11 protein-coding genes and 1 tRNA gene are annotated in these 20,327 nt (G+C 56.5%); 5 read left to right on the top strand and 7 right to left on the bottom strand.

Annotation, left to right across the window (positions count from 1 at the left end; all coding sequences use genetic code 11):
* Nucleotides 1-23 precede the first annotated feature (23 nt).
* Both K1Y02_04390 and K1Y02_04385 read right to left on the bottom strand, forming a co-directional pair.
* Complete coding sequence (locus tag K1Y02_04390) at nucleotides 24-650, bottom strand: HD domain-containing protein (protein MBX7255582.1); 627 nt, start codon at nucleotides 648-650, stop codon at nucleotides 24-26.
* Nucleotides 651-675: 25 nt separating this feature from the next.
* Nucleotides 676-3,885 (bottom strand): hypothetical protein, encoded by a 3,210-nt coding sequence (locus tag K1Y02_04385; GenBank protein MBX7255581.1) that lies wholly within the window; start codon nucleotides 3,883-3,885, stop codon nucleotides 676-678.
* 126 nt (nucleotides 3,886-4,011) lie between these two features.
* Between K1Y02_04385 and K1Y02_04380 the strand changes: the two genes are divergently transcribed.
* Nucleotides 4,012-5,838 carry an O-antigen ligase family protein gene (locus K1Y02_04380; protein MBX7255580.1) on the top strand — a complete coding sequence of 609 codons (1,827 nt, stop codon included), beginning with the start codon at nucleotides 4,012-4,014 and terminating at the stop codon, nucleotides 5,836-5,838.
* Here K1Y02_04380 and K1Y02_04375 read toward each other — a convergent pair.
* From K1Y02_04375 to K1Y02_04355, 5 genes are all read right to left on the bottom strand, one after another.
* Nucleotides 5,805-7,277: a tetratricopeptide repeat protein gene (locus K1Y02_04375; protein MBX7255579.1), complete on the bottom strand. Its 1,473-nt coding sequence runs from the start codon at nucleotides 7,275-7,277 to the stop codon at nucleotides 5,805-5,807. The two genes, K1Y02_04380 and K1Y02_04375, sit on opposite strands and share 34 nt — an antisense overlap.
* A gap of 204 nt (nucleotides 7,278-7,481) precedes the next feature.
* Complete coding sequence (locus tag K1Y02_04370) at nucleotides 7,482-7,736, bottom strand: hypothetical protein (GenBank protein ID MBX7255578.1); 255 nt, start codon at nucleotides 7,734-7,736, stop codon at nucleotides 7,482-7,484.
* The gene (locus K1Y02_04365; protein MBX7255577.1) at nucleotides 7,708-9,009 is read right to left on the bottom strand and encodes a GAF domain-containing protein; all 1,302 of its coding nucleotides are present in this window, start codon (nucleotides 9,007-9,009) and stop codon (nucleotides 7,708-7,710) included. The genes K1Y02_04370 and K1Y02_04365 overlap by 29 nt, the downstream gene beginning before the upstream one ends.
* A complete protein-coding gene (locus K1Y02_04360) occupies nucleotides 9,006-10,001 on the bottom strand; it encodes a M28 family peptidase (GenBank protein MBX7255576.1) in 996 nt (331 codons plus the stop codon). The genes K1Y02_04365 and K1Y02_04360 overlap by 4 nt, the downstream gene beginning before the upstream one ends.
* Before the next feature lie 79 nt (nucleotides 10,002-10,080).
* Nucleotides 10,081-10,791, bottom strand: a complete 711-nt coding sequence (locus tag K1Y02_04355; GenBank protein MBX7255575.1) for a gamma-glutamyl-gamma-aminobutyrate hydrolase family protein — start codon at nucleotides 10,789-10,791, stop codon at nucleotides 10,081-10,083.
* A gap of 1,100 nt (nucleotides 10,792-11,891) precedes the next feature.
* On the opposite strand from K1Y02_04355, the gene K1Y02_04350 reads away from it, so the two are divergent.
* The 4 genes from K1Y02_04350 (at nucleotide 11,892) to K1Y02_04335 (ending at nucleotide 20,248) form a co-directional block, all read left to right on the top strand.
* Nucleotides 11,892-13,142: an efflux RND transporter periplasmic adaptor subunit gene (locus K1Y02_04350; GenBank protein MBX7255574.1), complete on the top strand. Its 1,251-nt coding sequence runs from the start codon at nucleotides 11,892-11,894 to the stop codon at nucleotides 13,140-13,142.
* A gap of 169 nt (nucleotides 13,143-13,311) precedes the next feature.
* The gene (locus K1Y02_04345) at nucleotides 13,312-16,920 is read left to right on the top strand and encodes an efflux RND transporter permease subunit (protein ID MBX7255573.1); all 3,609 of its coding nucleotides are present in this window, start codon (nucleotides 13,312-13,314) and stop codon (nucleotides 16,918-16,920) included.
* Nucleotides 16,917-20,132, top strand: a complete 3,216-nt coding sequence (locus tag K1Y02_04340; protein MBX7255572.1) for an efflux RND transporter permease subunit — start codon at nucleotides 16,917-16,919, stop codon at nucleotides 20,130-20,132. The genes K1Y02_04345 and K1Y02_04340 overlap by 4 nt, the downstream gene beginning before the upstream one ends.
* 39 nt (nucleotides 20,133-20,171) lie before the next feature.
* Nucleotides 20,172-20,248, top strand: a tRNA-Val gene (locus K1Y02_04335).
* Nucleotides 20,249-20,327 lie beyond the last annotated feature (79 nt).

The following is a 20,327-nucleotide window of genomic DNA, read 5'->3' as shown; positions in this document are numbered from 1 at the left end:
CGCCATGTGTCGTATAGGATGCATCATGAAATCACTTTGAGTTCGACCTTTGCGCTGATGCCGGCGATTTCCACGGGCTTGCCGAATACTTCCTCGAAGAGGCCGCGCTTGCGGTTTGCGCCGCCAAGGTCGGTATCGTTTGGCGAACACTGCGTGACTACGATGCGGAATCCAAGGTCAGTAGTCTCGAAGTGCAGACTTCGCGCGGAGGACGTGTGTGAACGATCAAGCCCATCCGCGATGCGCAACAGTGCCGCGAGACGCCGCACGACTTCCTGAGCTTCTGGATCCAAATCTCGATAGATTTTGTGGTCTGGCTTGGGATGGGCTTTCCGATGATACCGCGCGATACAGGCCACGATTCGCATTTCGTTCTTTGTATACCCAGTGAGCTTTGACGCGAGGATAATGTCACGCGATTTCTTGTGATGTATCAACGGATCGACGGAGTGCCCTGTATCGTGCAGTAGCGCGGCGGCCTGAAGAAGCAGGCGCTCGCGCAGGTTCAGGCCATGCACCGAAGTTGTGGCATCGAACAATTGCGAAGCAAGGGCGCAGACGTGAACGGAGTGCGCCGGATCGGGATCCAGTTTTGCCGCAAGAAACTGAGCCTGCTGTAATCCTTCGTCTTTACGTACCTTGTTGCTCATCGCGCTCCTATGCGTATAGCGACTATTATTTGCGGCGTACTTTGCCGACGGTGCTCAGCGACAGATCGACGAACTGGCCGCCTGCGGTCTGGGAGCAATGCACGGCGATAACGTTCTTCTGCCCCGCCTTGAAGAGGGCTCTTTTGCCCTCGGACAACACGATCCGTTCGTACGAGCTGGTATAGCCCTTTCGCTCAACCAGCAGTTGCCCGTTGATGTAGACCTGCGCGTCTTCGTCATGGTGCAGGTCTAGCCATATGGGCCGATTGGCAAAGTCTTTGGGTATGGAGACCTCTGTGCGCAACCAGATATTCGGCGTGTTCCATTCGGTGCCGACCAAGGCCCCCGGGGTGCCTTTTGTGCCAAAACCGGCCGGGGCGCTTTGCCAATTCCTGTCATCGAAACTGGGCTGGTTCCAGTCTGCGCCGGGATCGGTGGTTGTGTATTGCCAGACGTGGCCGTCCGGGCCGCGCTTGACAATTTCAATCACGGAATTCACTTGCGAATCCACGATTTCAGGCTGCTTGGAAGGGACTGTCGCGCCCGGCTTCAACTGGAAGAGCAGGGCGGGATCGGCTGGGTAGGAACCCATATTCGCGCCGTAGATGGCGAGTCCGCCGACGTGCGCCGCATCGCTTTTTACCTCGAAGCGTAGTTCGACGGGTTTCTTCTTCTTGAGCGATGCCTTCAACGCATCCAGTGCCGCTCCCTCGATGCGGATGTCAAAAACTTGGCCGTGCGATCCGTGGTGGAATCCGGCGACGTGCGACATAATGCCTTCCGCATCCGCGAAATCGTTGTCGACGGAAACGGTCTTGATCTCCACGCCATTTACCGTGATTGCGATATCGGTTGGCCACGCCTTGCCATCGGTCTGTGGATAGTCTTGAGGATGCTTGCGTTGCGGCCAGTCTTTGCGCTCGTCTTCCGCTTGTGCGCCCAGTTCCGCGACAAGGCGGCACTCTTGGATCGCATCAACTTTGAGATCGGAAGGCATCTTGAGGCGATAGGCAACGGAGCCGTTCTTGTAACCGAAGGTCTTGCTGGTGTTCTTGGGTGGGATTGCGCCGGGCGCGGCGAACGTATATTCGCTGAACGCGTCGACTGGGAACGATGCGCAGTACAACCCAGGTGCATTCCAGATCGGGCTGTTCTTAACGTGCACAACGCAGTAGTTCGCGCCAATGCGTTTTCCATCTTTAAGGACTTCGGCAACGACGCTTATCAGGCCGTTGTTTTTGGGCGCGACGAAGTCAAACGTGCCCTGTGGTGAAACCGTAAACGGTTTTGCGTCTGTCACGGGCCGTTCGACGGGAGCAATGCTGGCGGACCATTCCTGCCCGTCGGTCGACTTGCCCGCCGCGGATATGCGAAGGGTAAGCCCCGTGTCTTCGGACCAATGGCTGAGCAGAATGGGGACACTCACCTTGTCGCCGGGGTTCACGGCTTGGTACGGCGGGCAATCGAGAACCGGGTACTCGGCGCCCTGCAAATCGGCGACCTTGATGCCTGCGGGATACGCGAAGACTTTATCGCTTCGGTCGTAGTTCATGTACCCGTTGTGTTCCCACTCGATGTCTTCGAGTTCGGTGTAGACATAACCGCAGATCTTGTTGTGCTTGCGGAGCAGATTGGTCAGGAAGAGAAAGACCCACGAAATATCCCGATCTCCGGAGCCTGCGCTGACACCGCCGTATTCCGAGTTGATAAGCGGCGCAGTGTCTTGCTTCCAACCCTTGGCGTAGTTGTAATCGGAGCCGGGGAACGTCTTCGCGACAATTTGGTCGATGTTGTCCTTTGCATCCTGCACGTTGTCCGTGTAGAAGTGCCAGGAGTTGATGTCGGAAATGACGTGGTCGTAATTGCAGGCCGAGTTGTCCTCAATCAGCCTGGTTGGATCAAGCTTCTTGGCTTCGTGGTATTTCTCGGCCACCCAATTCTGCGTGTCTTTGTCGTACCCCTTGTCTCCAATGCCCCACGTTTCATTAAATAGACACCAGGAAAATACGGCGGGGTGATTGAAATCGCGGGCAATCTGGCCTCGCATGGTGGCTTCCCACGCGCCTCGAGAGCGGTCGGATTTGGTCCACCAATTGGGGACATCGCTCATGATGAGCACACCAAGCTTATCGGCCCAGTAGAGGGCGCGGGGTTCTTCGGTCTTGATGTGAATACGCAGGAAGTTGAGACCCAGATCCTTTGTCTTCTCGTAGTCGCGCCGGATATAGGCATCGTCGGGGTGTGTGTGTATGCCATCGGGATTGAATGACTGATGCAATGCCCCGCGAAGGTAGATGGGCTTGTTGTTGAGCAGGATGTACTCGTACTCGCTGCCGCCGTAGGTACCTCGCGAGACTTTGCGCATGCCGAAGTAGGTCTTCGCGGAATCCACGACCTTGCCGTTTTGAAGCAGCTCGATGACGGCGTCGTAGAGGTTGGGGGAGTCCGGCGACCACAGGGCTGGATTCGCAATGGCGAGGGTCACATTGGCCAAGTTTTCACCGGTCTTGCACGCGATTTTCTGCTTCGCGGACTGAGTCTGACCGTCGCGGCTTGCCGTGACGGATAGCGTATAGGAACCATCCTTTGGCGCGATTACGGATACTTCAAACCCTGCCTTCGCGTTATCGATATCGGGATAGACGTGTGTCTGTCTCAAGAATGCGGTTCCGCGAGATTCAAGATATACCGTCTGCCATATGCCGCCGGTCTGCGTGTACCAATGAACCTGTTTCCCGGTGGGCAGGTCCGCCTCAGAGCGATCTTCCACGCGGACCGTCAGCCGCACGTTCTCGCCGGGCTTTGCTACGTCGGTCAGTTCCACTTCAAAGGGGACGTACCCACCTTCATGCGTGACGAGTTCTTTGCCATTTGCGTAGACCGTAGCCTTCCAGTCGATTGCTCCAAAAACGACGAAGACGCGGGGACCAGCATCGGCCGGGATAGTGATATCGCGCTCGTACCACGCGACACCGTTGTAATCGACGGCCTGGATGCCCGAAAGCTTGCTTTGCCATGGATAGGGCACGTTTATGGTCTTTGTGTAGTCGTGTTTCTCGAACCATGCCTCTTTCACCCCGGCGTCGTTGGAGTCAAAATCGAATCGCCAGGAGCCATTGAGATTGACGTACGGACGGGACCAGTCGGGGCGGGGATGAAGATCGGGATTGTCCCAGGCCATGGCAGTGGTCGAAATGGACAAGAAAACAAGCAGAAAGGCTCGGTGACTGATCATTGCTTACTACCCCTACGATGAATCGCGGCGGGCGTAAAGCCGCCGCTCCCAAGATTCAGGTATCGTAGTGACCGGTGTAGTATGTGTCAACTTCCGAGACAGTGGGAAGAGGGAATAGGCGCAAAGATGGAGCCTTCGCTCGAAACAAAGAGTGCAAACGTTTTCCTGGATGGTGCGCGCGGCGCGGTCGTGTGTCTGGCGATTGCGGGAACGGCCTGCGCGTATTCGGTGCATATGGAGACTTTTCTGGATGCCAAGGCGGCCGTCCTTGGGGTGCTTCTGATATGCATGGGGTTGTTGACGATTCTGCGTGGACGGCTGCCCTGGGAAGGTGTGCGCACCTACAGCCTGCTGGCCTTGTTCTTTGCAGTCGCCACCGGGCTGCACATCTTTCGCGACGATTCGCGATTTCACGATTTCCCCTATGAAACGTGGCCTCAGGTGCTGTCCGTCCTTTTTGCCATAGCGGCGTTCGATCTTTTAAAAGAGGCGAGATGGCGCAAGCGTTTCTTGGCGATGCTTATCTTCTCGGGCATCTTGGTCTCGTTTGCGGCCATTGTGCAGGTTGCCGACGCATTTCCCGCTTGGTTTCCGACCTACGATGGCAAAGCCCAGCCTCTTTACTCCGTGTTCGGAAATTCCAATTTGCTGGGGGCTTATCTTGCCGTGCTGGTCCCGCTGCTTGTTTGGCGGATGGCATCAGGTCTTCGTGAATGCGGCGATTCCGAGGAGAAGCGATCCGGCATCGGAATGTGGATTGTCGATGCGATCGTATTGCTGCTGTTTCTACTGATACTGGGTCTGACAGGATCGCGTGGAGCGTGGGGCGCAGCTCTTGCCGGAACGATTGTGGCATTGGGCGCGCGTGGTGTAACACCCAAGCGGGCCTTCGTCGTCGGGCTAGTCGCGCCGTTGGCAATCTTCGCCGCTGTGTATGCCGCGCCCGACCGAACGGTTGAACGGCTGTCCCATTCCATGTCGCGTGAGGACTCGGGGGGCAACCTGCGTCTTTGGTTCTGGGATGGGACCCGCCGGATGATTCGGGACCATTGGCTCGTAGGGACTGGTCCAGGCACGTTTGCGTATCGCTCTCCGTATTACATGGGGGAGGCGCTATGGGCGCCGGGAGGCGAACGTTTGGCGCACAATGAACTGCTGGTTGAAGACCCCCATTGCGAGCCCCTTTTGATTCTTGCCGAAACCGGGGCAGTGGGTGCGATCATCTGGCTGGTAATGATTGTCATTGTGTTGAGATGTCGAGGCCCGGAGTGGGGTTCGCTGGTTGCGCTTGGCGCGGTCGCCTGTGTGTCATTCCCGTTTCGAAGCCCGCCCCATGTGCTTGCGGCGTTGCTGCTGGCGGGAATGCTATTGGCGCGACGACGTTCAACGAATGGGGTAGGACAAGAGCCAGGATATGCTACTCCCAGCCGTGCATGCGCGGCGCTTGTTGGGGTCATTTCGGTGGGATTGGGGGCTGGGTATGTCGCCCTGGTTTCTCCGGGTAGTTGTCTGCTGCGTTACGCGCAAGACGTTCATCTAACGGGCGCACCACCGTTTGACGCGTACGAGCGCGCGTTGGCGTGGCCGCTGCAACGGCCTACGGCCCACGAGCACTACGGGATCGCGTTGCTGAATGCGGGACGAAAGGAGGAGGCGCGCCGCCAGTTTGAGCGGGCGCTTAAAGGAATCGATACGGGCGCGGTGCATCTCGCGCTGGCATTGCTAGCGGTGGAGCGCCACGATGGGCAGACAGCTTTTGGACACTTCGACGCGGCAATATGGCGCTGGCCTCAGAATGAGACTGCATGGCGAGGGATTCTCGCGGGCAGTGTGGGTGAATCCAGAGAGACTGCGCTGAATTCGGCGCGTCGTTGGCTGGATGAGGAGACTGTGCAGAGATTGGATAGAGAGACCGGTCATCAGGGGACAACGCGGGGGCGCAGTACTCCCTGAAGTGTGACGCTGGCTTTGGAGCCGGGCGCTCCATTTATAGCAAGTTGGTAGCTTGAATCCGGCGACACCGCCGTGGTGAATCGATAGGGCGGGGCATCGGCGTAGTGACAGAATTGACCATCCTTTCGCAGGCCGACGCTTAGTGCGGCGCCTTGGGGTTCCGGCGTAACCGTAAACGTTACATCCGCGGCCTGAGCATCAAGCCAACGCGACCCCGTCGATTGCCACGTAATGGTCCAGACCAGGGGCGTCGAGCCTTGGCCAGCTTCGACCGTACTTGCCGAAACGTCTGAGTCCACGGCCTTGGCAGCAGCGGAAATTCTGTAGATTTCCGCAAGCGGCGCTGGACCCAACTGTGCGATAGAGACTGCGGCTATTGTGGCAAGCGCGCCGATACCCTGAATCAACCAGATCCGAATACCCTGTCCCAACGAGAACTTGCCCATCATCATCACAGCGGCAAAGGACAGGATAGCCATCGGAACGGGCACGGCAATCAGATACTGGGTGGGAATCCACGTGAGTGCGTAGCAGGCGCAGGCAAGGAAGCTGCCGGTCCCCAGCAATCCTGTGGCTGACGGTTTTGGGGCGCGCGCCAAGCGAACGGCGATTCGCAACACGATGGGCCACACCAACAACAGCACGCCGCACACAACAAGACGCGGAACGAAGAAGGCCGTTGCAAGCACGGCATGGACGGTCAGTGGAGCAGTGTCCGAGTCCAACTGCTTGAAGTATGCAACGGTGAAATGGACTGCCAGGGAAAGCACAGCAACGGTTGCCAATCCGCCCACCAAAGTCAGACCCCAATGTGCCGGCTTAACGTCGGGCACGATTGCGGGCGCATCATCGGCCATGGAGAACTCTTGCAGGATGCCGTGGCATTGCCAGCATCGTTCGAATTCCGCGCTGTTCTGAGCCCCGCACGAGGGACAGATGACGCCTCGATTGATATGAATCCCACTGTCGCTGTCGTTGAGCCGGAGGTTCTCTCTGGGAGTCACCGGCCTGGATGAGCGAAGCCTCGCGACGGCGCGTCCCGCGATCGGATGATTGGGTTCCAGGAGCAAGACGTGCTCCCATGCCTGCGCCGCGGATTCGGGCTGGTCAGCAATTTCGTAGACGCGCGCCAGTTGTTCCCACACGGCGGTTTCGGAGGGCCACTGCTGCAGGATTTCCTTCAACTCTGTGATGGATTCTTCGTATTTGCCGAGCCGGTAGTAGGTGGCCGCAAGATAGCGAAGCACATTGAGGCGGCGGGTCCAGTTCTTTTTCAGAATGAGCAGGTGCTTGATGGCATCGTTGTATTCCCACGCCATGTACAACTTTTTGGCGAGCCGCCAGCGTTGGGTGTAGTCGTCGGGATGCGAGGCGACGTATTTAGACAGTTCTTCAAGATCTGCCATCGAGTCGCTCGAATCCTTCGTATGGTGCGCCATCCGACTACCCTTGATCCCTCAACGTGCTACTCCGCATTCCACTCCGGCGTTTTGCTTCGCCGGTGAGACACCCGGACTACGGACGTTCTTGTGTGCATGGCGTCTGAAAAGCCCGATTCAACGAAGAACATACGTTCCGTGATATCTCGCGCTCACGAGAGAGCAATGCCATCATCGCGCGAACCTGCATTTTCTCAACCGGTGTTACCGGTGTGTCTTCTTTTGTTTCTTTCGATTGCTGCTGATCACCAGTTGAATGATTGAATTGACGGCCCAGGTGACAAGGGCTGCCGCGGCGCCCGCCGCCAGAACCGCCATAAAGACGATCACGAAGTACTTGGTATTCTCCCGGACAATTTGCGACATGCCATAGACGGAAGGCGTCAACAGCACCACAAATGCCACTGCCCAGAATTTCCACCCTACGGCATCAAATTTCTTGGATTGCTTCTTTGCCATGACTTCTTTCGTCTCTGGGTTTGGGTGTCTTAGGTATGCGGATACGGAATAGCGCTCCGCCTTCGGGACTGCTGTCGATCTCGATTTCGCCGCCGTGTTCGCGGATCAACTTGCGCGTGACCGCGAGACCAAGCCCCGTGCCCTGGGTGCCTTTTGTGGAGAAGAACGGTTCGAAGATCTTGCGGCGCAAATTGTCCGGCACTCCGGGACCGTTGTCGGCTACCTCAAGCAAGAGATCTCCCGATTCGGACTGCCTGGCTTCGATTCGAAGGATACCATCTTTCTTGGGTACGGCCTCCGACGAATTGATCATCAGATTGAGCAGCACGCGGTATATGCCCTGAGGTTCGACCTGGACAGGAATTGGCGCCTGCGAATAGTCCACTTGGAGACTGACTTCTTTACGAACCAGAGTCTCCTGAAAGGTCTGCACGGCGTCGTCGATGATTTCGCCAATCAGGCACGTTTCGAGAATCGGTGTTCGGGGCTTGGAGAACGCGAGCATATCTTCCACGAAGTTGGCAATCCGCTTTGTGGTGCGTTTGAATACGGGCCAACTACGCTTCACGAGTTCCTGGTTATCCCGTTCCAGACCTTGGTCAATGAGGTCCACGCTGCCGCTCATGCCGGTGATGATGTTTTTGGTGTAGTGCGACAAACCAGCGATGGCTTGACCAATAGCGGCGAGACGTTCGGCTCGCAGATTTTCCTCAATGAGCCGGGCGTTCGCTATCGCCGAAGCCACGAGGCCTCCAAACATTTCCATGATGCGGCTGTCGATTCCCGTGAATGGGCCGCCGCCAATCTTATTCACGACTTCGAGGACCCCGACCAGCTTGTCCCTGTCGACCAGAGGCACTGCCAAGAGCGAATGGGTTCTGAAATGGCTTGTTGCGTCAGCATCTCCATAGAAGCGGGGGTCCGAGTACACGTCGGGGACGTTGATAGTCTGACGCGACGTGGCGGCGGCTCCCGCGATACCCTGGTCAAGTTTGAGCCGCACCATGCGTTTCAGCGCCTGTTGGTCGCCGGACTCGCCCAGGGCCACTTCAAAGTAGAGCTCTTCAGCGATGGAATCGTACAGGAGCAAGGAACAGGCCTCGGCCTGGGCTACGTGCTTGCTTTCTTCCATGATGCGTTCGAGCAAGACGTCGAGGTCTGTGATAACGACAAGAAAACGGTGAACCCGGTAGAGCGCGTCGACGATTCGCCGAAGATCCTCCGGCGAAACGGCTTCCAGCCAAGGAGTGTTTGCATTTGAGCCCGTACTCATCGTCCCGCCACGCCTTCGTCGAGCAGTTGATCCATAGTAGGAAGCGCATGATAGAGCACGTCTCCGACGACCTGCAAACTGCGCGGATCCACACGATCGATGGTGTCACGCTCCGTGTGCCAATTGGAGCGGTGCTCCAGCGCGGAACCCCCATACTCAAAGTCGATGAGCTCCAAGGCGGGTATTTGCGCCAGCCTGAAAGGCATGTGGTCGTCCTGGACCGGCATGCTTGTCGGCAGGAAATGGCTGCTGTACCCGAGCTCGGCGGCCTGGGTCCAAACGAGGGTGCTTAGCCAGGGTGGCGCACCTGGATCTCGGACAATTCCCAGATAGACGTCGCCAATCATGTCGACGTTGATCATTGCGTGGATGGACTTGAGTTCGTTGCGGCGGCGGAGGTCGCGCACGAACTCGCGGCTGCCGTAGAGTCCGTCCGTGTCGCTCCATTCCTTGATGGCTTCTTCTCCGTCGAACCACACCAGCCACAGCGTACGGCCTTTGCGTGAAGGTCCAATGGCTCTTGCCATTTCGAGCATCCATGCGGTTGTGGAACCGCCGTCATTGGCTCCCACGAACGTTATGCCCGGCATGTACTTCGTGTCGTAGTGATTTCCTATCAGGATTGTGCCGGGTGTTGAGCCTTTTATCTCGGCCACCAGGTTGAGCATCGTGATTTTGCCGATGGGCGTGTCTGCTTCGAAACGATGTTCTCGATATGGAATGCCGATTTGCGTAAGCTGTTCTCGAAGAAAATCGCGCAATTGGTCGGCTTGAGGCGAACCCGGCGGGCGCGGGCCAATGGCGACGATGCGTTTCAGGTCTTCATAGGCGCGCTGGCCGTTAAATGGAGATTTGGCGCCGGCAGCCGCGCGTTGATTTTCGTCGCGCTTCGTTGCAAGCCGCAGGCCATATGCAAATAGGATGAGACCACAGAAGACCATCACGCCAAAGGCAATGATGAAGCGCAGGGCGGTTCGGCCTTGATTGTTCACGTATACGCGTTCCTCAGTGCGAAGAGCATTTTTAGCATTATGGCCAGCGCAGCCCGCAAACACAAACCGGCACTTCAAATCAGAGTGTTTCCGCGCAATGCTGCACGAAGGCTGTCAAGAGCCAATCGGGTTGGGCGTCGTTTCGCTCCGGGTGCCATTGCACGCCCACAACGAAGGGACGGGTGGGATCCTCGACGGCTTCTATTATGCCGTCGGGGCTGAGTGCGGCAAGCGTATAGGGTGCGGGGACGCTCTTCACGGCTTGGTGGTGTGAGGAGCAGATGGACACGCGGGGCGTTGGAGCAAAGCGTGACAGCATGGTTCCGCTGACGAGATCGATCTCATGTGGGTGTTTTCGGCTAGGGGTACCGTGCGTGAAGGCGTTCGGGCACAGATCGGGGATGTCCTGCAAAATCTCTGCCCCTGCTGCGACACACATGGTCTGCATTCCCAAACAGATGCCCAGAACCGGTTTGTTGGCGTCGAGGGCGGCATTGAGCCACATGCATTCACTGTCCCAGCGTTCTTTGGGCAGTGGATGCGATTTCGGGTGCGCAGTCTGCCCAAACGCCTCGGCGGGAATGTCGTCGCCCCCGGATAGGATGATTCCATCCAATCGAGCCAAGGCGTCTCCGCAGAATGTCTTGGACGCCAGGGGGAGAATCATTGGTATGGCGCCGGCAAGGTCAAGGGCGTCTGCATAGCTCGCCAAACAGGCCGAATTGCTCCACGGTCTTCCGCGCTCGGAAACCAGGTAATCGCTCGTAACACCGATAAGTGGACGTTTCATCTTAACTCCAGGTTTAAAGTGGGGCTTTGCCTGCGCGTTTCGCGTGGTTTAACCATTGAGTTCCTATGCATAGTCTGGATTTCTCATGAACAGACACAAACCTGTTTCGTAACCAGCGCAAAACGAGTCTAGCCGTAAGAGACAGAGCGATGCACCGCGAACAGAGTGTGTTCGTGAGAAATGCACCTTGCATAACCTCGAAGTCGTGCACGTGTCCGGTTGCGCAAGCGAAGAGCTTATGCGAAATGTATCGTGGTGGGCAACTCGAATTGGCTGACGAGCGCTCTTATGGCCGGAATTGTTGGACATGATTAACAGGATTCACACGATGAAGAGTCCGAACTTTGCACTGGCGCAACGGAGTGCCGGCGCGAATTGCTCAGGGGCAGGATCTTGAGGCCGCTTTTTGCGAGCACTTGGGCATGGCGGCCGGTTGAGAGCGTTATCCCGGTGGAGGGGAATCGTTTTTGAGGACACGGGAGTCCGTTTCGGGTATGTAGATGGGAGCGCCTGGCTCGGCGGTCCCGTGTAGGTCGCGTTTCGTTTGACGCCCAGGGCGTATACCTCCTTCATGAGTTCATCGCGCTCGTCTACCATCATCAGTACTTCCGGCGAAATGCCGCGTTTCTACTTGGTATTCGACTCTTTGGGGGCGTGGTCAATCTGGTCGCCGGCTTCGCTTCGCGCTTTGCACGGACCGATACGGACCGACACGGACCGACACGGACTAGCACGGACAGCAAGGACATCAAGGACAGCAAGGACAGCAAGGACGAATGAGGGTACACACCAGCGAGCACGGCGCAGCAGAGCCGCAAGGTTGCAGGGGTTGGCGCAATGTGACTTTTTCGTGAAAATCGGGTATTGTGTACAATTGGCCTTTTGAGAGGGGCAGGGCGCGGCTTCGGTTGTGATGAAACGTTATTGTGCGCGTACTCTTTCTCCAGGAGGCAGGGGTGCTGGCTGCGAGTCGGAATTCGGGGTAATTGCCCATTTTTTTCGCGGACTGTTTTTTTGTGGAAACCTGCGCAAGCTGAACAGAGTCTAAGGCATTGAGAAGTAGTGTATTCTCTTGCTGCTTTTTCGCGTAAGGAGCTGATATGAAACGCGTTATGGTGGATTTGAGTTGTCTGAGACCTTTCCAAGCGTTGAGTGTGCTTGGAGTGGTCCTGGCAGCATTTGTAGTTGTGGGGTGTTCAGGCAATACCGAGTCGAGCACGGCCGCGGCTAAGACCGAGACTTCGGAGAACAAAGTCGCTATTCCCGTCGAGGTGTCCGCGCCGACGCGAGGCGACATGGCGCAGTATTTCGACACGACGTCACGCGTAGAGGCCGAAAAGCGTGTCCAGGTCACCTCGGAAGGCGTAGGCAAGTGCCTTAGCGTCAACGTTGAAGAGGGGGATAAGGTTAGCGCGGGAGACGTGTTGGCCGAACTGGATAAAGCGGAACTGAGCGCTCAGATGCGTTCTGCCAAGGCGCAGTTGCAGAAATTGAAGAGTGATTACGATCGTTCGAAGCAACTTGTAAGCGAAGGGCTGTCGGCTCCGGTTGAATTCGACAATGCGCGTTATGCGTATGAGCAGCAGTTGGCAAGCGTGAACCAGTTGCAGGTGCAGTTGGACGACACGACGATCCGGTCGCCCATCAATGGAATCATTACAAAGAAGCTTGTACAGCGCGGTCAATTGGTTTCGTCAGGGTCTCCGGCATTTGAAGTGGTGGATCCGAATTCCTACATGCTGACCATTCAGCCGCCTGAGAAGGATGTGGGCCGCATTAAAGTTGGGCAGGTTGCGCGCGTAGAGGTGGATGCCGCGGGCGACCAAGAGTTTGAAGCGAAGGTGCGTCGCATTAACCCGAGCGTTGAAGCCGAGACGGGTACCGTGAAGGTCACCCTTGACTTTGATTCGGCGACGATGGCGAAACTGCGTGATGCCGCGTTTGCGCGCGTGCAGCTGGTTTTGGAGACGCGTCCCAACGTGTTGCGCGTCCCCAAAGACGCCGTCGTTGAAGAGAATGCGCGCAAGTATCTGTTTATCGTTGAGAAGAAAGCAGAGGATGCTTCCGCCGCCGCGGCGGCTCAGGGCGAGCCCGTGCTTCTGGCGAATCGAGTGGAAATCGAAACCGGGCTGGAAGACAAGGATCTCATCGAAGTCGTTTCGGGCGTGAAGGACGATTCCATGATCGTCACACTGGGCCAGCAGACGCTCAAGTCCGGTTCCGAGGTCAAAGTCACGACGATGGATGGAGAGTTGATGGCCAAAGCAGGGCTGAGCGCGGATGAGGCGCTCAAGGAAGCCGAGGCCGAGCGAAAGACCGAGAAAGAGAAGAAGGACGCCGGCGCCGAGTAGTTGTTGAGACCGCGGGGGAGATGGCGCCGAAGCAGCCGAGGACCGTGACTGCTGAAGTCTTGCACGAATGAATCTCGCCTTTCCCGCCTACTTGCGATGCCACTCCTTGTTCGTGTGCGAATAACGATTGCGGAAGTCTGAGAACCAATCGACAATGGGATGCATGTGAATGTCTGACCCGAGCGTCGTTCCTGAAGCAAAACACTACAGCTTGCCCATTCGCCGCCCCGTTACGATGGCGATGATTTTCGTGAGCACGCTTGTATTCGGCTGGAAGTCGTTCCAGGACCTTCCCATCAACCTCATGCCGGATATTTCGTATCCGACTTTAACGGTACGGACGGAATACGAAGGCGCGGCCCCCGAAGATATCGAGAAACTCGTCACACGGCCGCTTGAAGAAACGTTGAGCATTGTCAGCGGACTCGTGGAGGTGAGCAGCGTTTCGTCGCCTGGGCTTTCCGAAATCGTGATGGAGTTCAACTGGGGCACGGATATGAACCTGGCGCAACAGGACGTCCGTGACCGGTTGGATTTGTTCGATCCGCCGAGGGAAGTCACTGAGAAGCCCGTTATTCTTCGGTATGATCCGACGCTCGACCCCGTGTTTCGTGTTGGTTTGGTTGGGCGCGATCTGAGCGGAATCCAGGATCCGAAGCAACGTGCGATCGAGAATGAGCGGCAGTTGACCGAAATCCGCGAAGCGGCGGAGCGGTATGTCAAAGGAGACCTCGAAGCGGAATCGGGTATTGCACAAGTCTCCGTGAAAGGCGGGCGAGAAGAAGAAGTTAAAGTAGAAATCGATGCCGATCGGCTGAAGAGTCTGGGGCTTTCGGTCGAACTTGTGGCGGAGCAATTGCGCCAGCAGAACATCAATCTTTCCGGAGGCAGCCTGCGCGAAGGCAAGACTGAATACCTTGTGCGCACCCGCAACGAGTGGGAAAGCCTTCAGGACATAGAGAGTAGTATCCTCAGTACTCCCACGGGCAAACAGATTCGGCTGAAAGAGATCGGCAATGTTACGATCGGCAAGACCGAACAGAAGTCTGTGGTGCGAATCAACGGCGTCGAGGCGGTCGAGCTTCAGATCTACAAGTGGGGCGATGCAAACACGGTTCGCGTGTGCAACACGGTGAAGGACTTGTTCGGTTTTCCTCGCGAGAAGAACATGCTCGAGAGGATCACCGAGTGGATGAACAAGCCGCCTTCGGATTCTAATTTGCCGCCGGAACTGGCAGCGATTCAGTTTGCGCAGCAGATGAGGCAGAAGCGCACGCTTCTTGAGAAGCTCCCGAAAGAAGTCACGGCGCATGCCATCAGCGATCAGTCTCGTTTCATTATTTCTGCAATCCGTGAAGTGCAGAGCAGCGCGGTATCTGGCGGTTTCCTGGCGATCATCGTGCTGTACTTCTTTCTGCGCGAACTCAAATCGACGATGATTATTGGGTTGTCGATACCTTTGTCCGTGGTGGCAACCTTCATCCCCATGTTTGTTCAGAACATGACCCTGAACATCATGTCGTTGGGTGGTTTGGCGATGGGCGTCGGCATGCTCGTCGACAACTCTATCGTTGTGCTCGAGAGCATATTCCGGTGTGGAGAAGAAGGGGATGGAGTCGTGGATGCGGCTGACCGCGGCGCGCGGGAAGTTGCGGGCGCCGTCACGGCTTCGACCTTGACGAGCGTGGCGGTATTCCTGCCCATTGCTTTCGTGCAAGGAGTAGCCGGCCAGCTCTTTCAGGACCATGCCCTGGTTGTAACCTATTCGCTCATGGCTTCACTCTTCGTCGCGCTGTATTTGACACCCATGATTGCATCAAGATCCAAGCCCACGCTTTTGCGTGAGAATAACGTCATCTGGGTGACGAACGCGTACAGGCGGACTTGTGCCGAAACCGGGCAGAGCGGCTTGTCCGCTTTGATCATGATGGTGCCCTACTCTGCGCTCGGGGTAGCCGAATGGCTGTTGCAGCAGGCCAAGGACAACTACGGACCGCTCGCTACGTGGGTATTTGGTTCAGGTGGAGGCATTGGCGTGGCGGTCAGGATGGTGGTTGCGATTGTACCGCTCATTCTGGTGACACTGCTGTTTGTGATTCAGTGTCTGCTCGGTTTTGCTCAGCAGTTTTTTTCCACGCTTCTGCTGTTCGTATCAATCATCGTTGTCGGTACGTCGTGGCTCGTTGGCAAGGTGTTCCATTTTGTGTTCTGGATTCCGCTGGAGCTCTTCAATCGCGGATTCGATTTGATGCGCGGGTCCTACACCGTCTTCATGCGGCGCGCATTACGATTCAGTCCGGCCGTGCTGGCTATCGTCGCCATATTAGCAGTGCATTCGGCTTCTTTAGTGCCCACCATGGGTCGCGAACTGATTCCGCCTATGAAGCAGGGCGAGTTTGGTATTCAGTTAATCACTCCCGCGGGAACACGTTTGGAGGAAACAGCGAGGCGCGCAAACGAAATTGAGCAACTCGCTATGGCGATTCCGGAGATAGGGTCGGTTTCCGTTGAAATCGGGCAGGAAGATACAAGTACTTCGGCCGACAGAGGGGAAAATGTCGCGGAGTTTTCGTTGACGTTGAAGAACCCGAAGGAGGACGTTGCGCGGCAGGATGAGATTACCGAGCGCTTGCGTTCCCAGGTCAATGCTCGCCTGCTCGCGTCTGACAAGGCCGTATTCACTTTGCCGTCGCTTTTCAGCTTTAAGACGGCCGTTGAGTTGCAGATTCGCGGAGACGACTATCGGGAATTGAAACGTATCGGAGACGAAGTCGTCAATTCGATTCGGGATGTTGCGGGTATTAAGGACCTTGAGTTGAATATGCGCGAAGGGTACCCCGAGATCATCATTCAAATGGACCGGGATTTGCTCGCGGCGAAGGGAATCACGCCAGAGACCGTTGCAATGCGGCTTCGCGCAGAGTTGCAGGGCGATTTGCCCACGGAGTTCAGCCGGCGTGGTGAAAAGATCAAAGTTCGTGTTCAGGCGGATCAGAACTTGCTGAACAGTGTCGATGACCTTCGCAAGCTGGCCGTGAACGAAGGTCTGCCTCCTATTCCGCTCGAGGCGGTGGCTAGCATCCAAGTTCAGCCAGGTCCAAGTGAGATCCGGCGAATTGATCAGCGCCAAGTCGCTGTGGTGACCGGTAACGTGGAAGGGCGGGATCTGGGAGCCGTGATGGACGATGTGATTGCACGCACTCAGAAAGTGGCAATGCCGTCGGATTATCAAATCATAGCGGGTGGTCAGAATCGAGAGCTTCAGGTTTCTCTCCAGAGCCTTGAATTTGCCCTGTGGCTGGCAGTGTTTCTAGTCTACGCCGTTATGGCATGTCAGTTTGAGTCTATTCGCGATCCCGCCCTGGTGATGGTGAGCGTTCCGCTTGGTTCTATCGGTGTAATCTATACGCTGGTTGCCATGCATGTGGACTTGAGCATCCTGGTGTACATCGGAGCAATCTGTCTCGCGGGCATCGTGGTGAACAATGCCATCGTCTTGGTGGACTATACGAATCTACTGATGAGCCGGGGCATGGAGCGGATCGAGGCCATCGTAGAGGCTGGCCGTGTGCGCATGCGCCCAATTCTCATGACGACGCTTACCACCGTGTTGGGTCTGTTGCCGATGTCGATGGCTTCGGGTGAGGGCGATGAAATTCGCAGGCCCATGGCGATCACGATCATTGCGGGCCTGACGTGCTCAACCATTCTTACCCTGGTAATTATCCCGATGGTGTTTTATCTCTTCGGTAGCCGCAAGCGGAGCACGATCGCATGAGGTTGACGCTCCCGGAAATTGCGTTGCGCCGCCCAATCACGGTATGGGTTGTGGCGATAACGGTCATGGGGCTCGGGGTGATTGCGCGCTATCGCACTCCGATCGAGTTCCTGCCTCCGCTCGATTTCCCCTTCATATTCGTGCAGATTCCCTACATCGGTGCCTCGCCCGAGCAGGCGGAGAAGGAAGTTGCGATCCCGGCGGAGGGAGAGTTTCGCACGGTATCGCATCTGAAGCGGATCAGTTCGACGAGCGATTCGAATGGTTGCCGGGTGCAATTGCTTTTTGAAATGAACGCCGATATGACCGCGGCGACGGCTGAAGTGCGGGACCGAATAGAGCGTCTCAAGCTGACCTTGCCATCGGAGATCGATCAAATCTCGATCCGTCGTTTCAATGCCAATACGTTGCCGATCATGGTCTTCTCCATATACGGCGGCATGGATGACGAGGAGCTTGTCTATCGGGTGCGAACGCTGCTGAGGCCTCGGCTTCAGCGTTTGGAGGGCGTCGCGGACGTAACGGTCTACGGGACTCCCGAAAAGGAAGTCTTGATCGAGTTTGACCAGGATGCCCTGGGCAGCCGTTCGTTGAGTCTATTCGAAATTGTCAGCGCGCTGCGGCAAAGCAGTCTGAATCTCACCGTTGGCAACATGGTCGAGGGTGATTCCAAGTACATCGTGCGAGCGCTGGGCGAGTTCATCGCGCCTGAAGAATTGGGCGAATTGGTGATTGGTCCCAATGCCGTGCGGCTGCGCGACGTAGCGCGCGTAGGTTATCGCGCGAGGGAACGCGAATCCGATTACTCCATTGACGGCAAACCGGGCACGTTGCTGGTCATTCTGAAGGAAGCCGAAGCGAATACCATCAGCACATGCCAGGCGGTGGAAGCGGAACTGAACAAGCTGAAGGACGATCCCGATTTTGGGGGTGCTCAGGTGTTCACGTTCTTCAATCAGTCCGACACGATTGTGGCCGCGCTGAATGGATTGGTTCAATCCGGCGAATTGGGCGCTGCGCTAGCCGTGATAATTCTCTTTCTCTTTATGTGGCGCATACGCCCGACGATCATTGTGGCGTTGTCGATTCCGACTTCCGTTGTTTTCGGGTTGGTCTACCTGTTCCTCTCAGGAATGACGTTGAACCTTGTTACGATGATCTCGTTTATCGTCGCGCTCGGTATGTTGGTTGACAATGCAATTGTGGTGATTGAGGACATCTACCGGCATCAGCAATTGGGCTACAGTCCGGCAGAGAGCGCAAAACTTGGCACGATGGAAGTGGCCATGGCCATAACGGCCTCCACGCTGACGACGATCGTGGTAGGCATACCGATGTTTTATCTCGACGCCGGCGAGATGTCCACATATATGAAGCAGTTTTTTGGGCCGATCACGGTGTCCCTTCTCGCGAGCCTGCTGATTGCGCTTACGTTGATTCCCCTTGCGGCCAGCAAGATGGATCTTCACCGGGGCGGGCGGATGGCTGCCTGGCGGCGCCTTTTCCGAGGCAAGAATGCGGTGGATAGCGGTGGCGATGCAGACACTACGTCGCGGCGAACATCCACCAACTACATGCATCTTCCGCGTTTGCACCCATTACGTGCCATTGTGCATGCGTACGGAGCCACTCTGGCTTGGACCCAGCGCTGGCGTCTTGCAACGATGTCGATTGTGGTTGCCGTTTCGCTCATTACGCTGATACCTATGTACAAATTGAATCGACAGGGCGATCCTTCCGTGGATAGCCGCCGCATAGAGGTTTCGATTATCCTCGATCAGGGATTCAATCTTGAGGGAGCTCGAGCCACATTCAACAGTATCCGCGAAGCGGTTGATACGATGCGCAAAGAATTGGGTATCAAGAACATTTTTTCGCGCTATTCGTCCGGCGGCGGCGATTTCGATGTCTATTTGCTCACTCAAGAGGACCTCGCGCCGGGCGAGACCCTTCCCTACACGACCGATCAAGTGTTGGACATACTTAGGCAGCGTTTGCCCCAGAAGCTGCCGGGTGGCGAGATTCGGTATGCGGTTGCCGAAGCCAACGAAACGGCTGCGCGATCGTTTACGTTGCAGGTGCGCGGCAGCGATTCCGAAGTGCTAGAGAAATGCGCCGAGAATCTGAAGTCTCTCATGCTATCCAATATCCCGCAAGTGGCCGAAGTCAATACGGACATCAGCATAACGCAGCACGAGATTCAGTTGAACGTCAACACGACGCTCGCAGACGTGTATGGCCTTACGCCTATGACAATCGCGCAAACCGTTGACTTCGCTTTGCGTGGCGTGCGCCTCTCGTACTTGAAACAGGGAGGCCGGGAGATACCGGTGTGGGCCCAGTTTCAGGAAGAGGACAGAAAGTCCAAGAGCAATCTAGAGAACGTGAGCCTGTTCGGCAAGACCGGTGAGCAGCTTCCCATCAACCGGGTGGTCGACTTCGTGAAAGAAAGGAGTCCCAAGGCTATTAGCCGCGTGAACGGCAAGAACGTTGTGACTCTGAACGCGAAACTCCGAGGCACCGACATGGGGCGCGCGATGACCGGCCTGAAGGCGCTGTTGGCGAGTTTCCAACTGCCTCAAGGGTACAGCATCGAGTTTGGCGACGAACTCATGAACCTTGAAACCAATATGAGCAGTTTCCTGACCTCGTTGGTCATGGCGGCAATACTGGTCTATCTGGTGATGGGGGCGTTGTTCGAGTCGTACCTGCTGCCCATCTCAATACTTTCCACCTTGCCGCTCGCAGGAGTTGGAACCGTGTGGCTCCTGTACCTGACCGATACCCCGATCGACATCGTGGGGATGATCGGTATGATTCTGATGGTGGGCGTGGTCGTCAACAATGGGATTGTGCTTGTCGACTATATCAACCAACTTCGGGCGCGGGGCGTCCCACGGGCGGAGGCCGTGCTTAGCGCGGGTCACGATCGGTTCCGCCCGGTAATGATGACCGCTTTGACGACGATTCTTGGTTGCGTTCCCTTGGCGATGGGCGGTGGAGGAGTCGAGACGGAGGTGTCGTTCACCAGTCTTGGCCGGGCCCTGATCGGCGGATTGACCTCCGCGACTTTCCTAACGCTGTTTATTGTGCCGATCACGTATACGCTGGTGGACGATGCTCGCGTTTGGCTCTCCAATTTCTTTGGCGGCCTCATGACTTCACTGCGTGGGGAGACGCCTGCCGCGAGTGAACCGGCGCAGCCGCTTTGACAAGCTTTCGCATCGTTTGCTACACTCATTTTGTTTCGAGGGCGGTTAGCTCAGGTGGTTAGAGTACTTGCTTGACATGCAAGGGGTCACTGGTTCAAGTCCAGTACCGCCCACCATATAAGTTGTTTAAGAACAAGCCGTTGGGTTTTGGCCTGACGGCTTGTTTGTTTCATGGGGAGACGGCATTGACGAAGC

This window comes from Candidatus Hydrogenedentota bacterium, from assembly GCA_019695095.1.
GTDB lineage: Bacteria > Hydrogenedentota > Hydrogenedentia > Hydrogenedentales > SLHB01 > JAIBAQ01.
The sequence above is the reverse complement of the archived record's forward strand: the minus strand, read 5'-3'. Positions and strand labels throughout refer to the sequence as shown.

Bases quoted from the DNA above. Each gene is read 5' to 3' on its own strand.
- K1Y02_04390 (MBX7255582.1), bottom strand. From the start codon at position 650: ATGAGCAACAAGGTACGTAAAGACGAAGGATTACAGCAGGCTCAGTTT.
- K1Y02_04385 (MBX7255581.1), bottom strand. From the start codon at position 3,885: ATGATCAGTCACCGAGCCTTTCTGCTTGTTTTCTTGTCCATTTCGACC.
- K1Y02_04380 (MBX7255580.1), top strand. From the start codon at position 4,012: ATGGAGCCTTCGCTCGAAACAAAGAGTGCAAACGTTTTCCTGGATGGT.
- K1Y02_04375 (MBX7255579.1), bottom strand. From the start codon at position 7,277: ATGGCGCACCATACGAAGGATTCGAGCGACTCGATGGCAGATCTTGAA.
- K1Y02_04370 (MBX7255578.1), bottom strand. From the start codon at position 7,736: ATGGCAAAGAAGCAATCCAAGAAATTTGATGCCGTAGGGTGGAAATTC.
- K1Y02_04365 (MBX7255577.1), bottom strand. From the start codon at position 9,009: ATGAGTACGGGCTCAAATGCAAACACTCCTTGGCTGGAAGCCGTTTCG.
- K1Y02_04355 (MBX7255575.1), bottom strand. From the start codon at position 10,791: ATGAAACGTCCACTTATCGGTGTTACGAGCGATTACCTGGTTTCCGAG.
- K1Y02_04350 (MBX7255574.1), top strand. From the start codon at position 11,892: ATGAAACGCGTTATGGTGGATTTGAGTTGTCTGAGACCTTTCCAAGCG.
- K1Y02_04345 (MBX7255573.1), top strand. From the start codon at position 13,312: ATGTCTGACCCGAGCGTCGTTCCTGAAGCAAAACACTACAGCTTGCCC.
- K1Y02_04340 (MBX7255572.1), top strand. From the start codon at position 16,917: ATGAGGTTGACGCTCCCGGAAATTGCGTTGCGCCGCCCAATCACGGTA.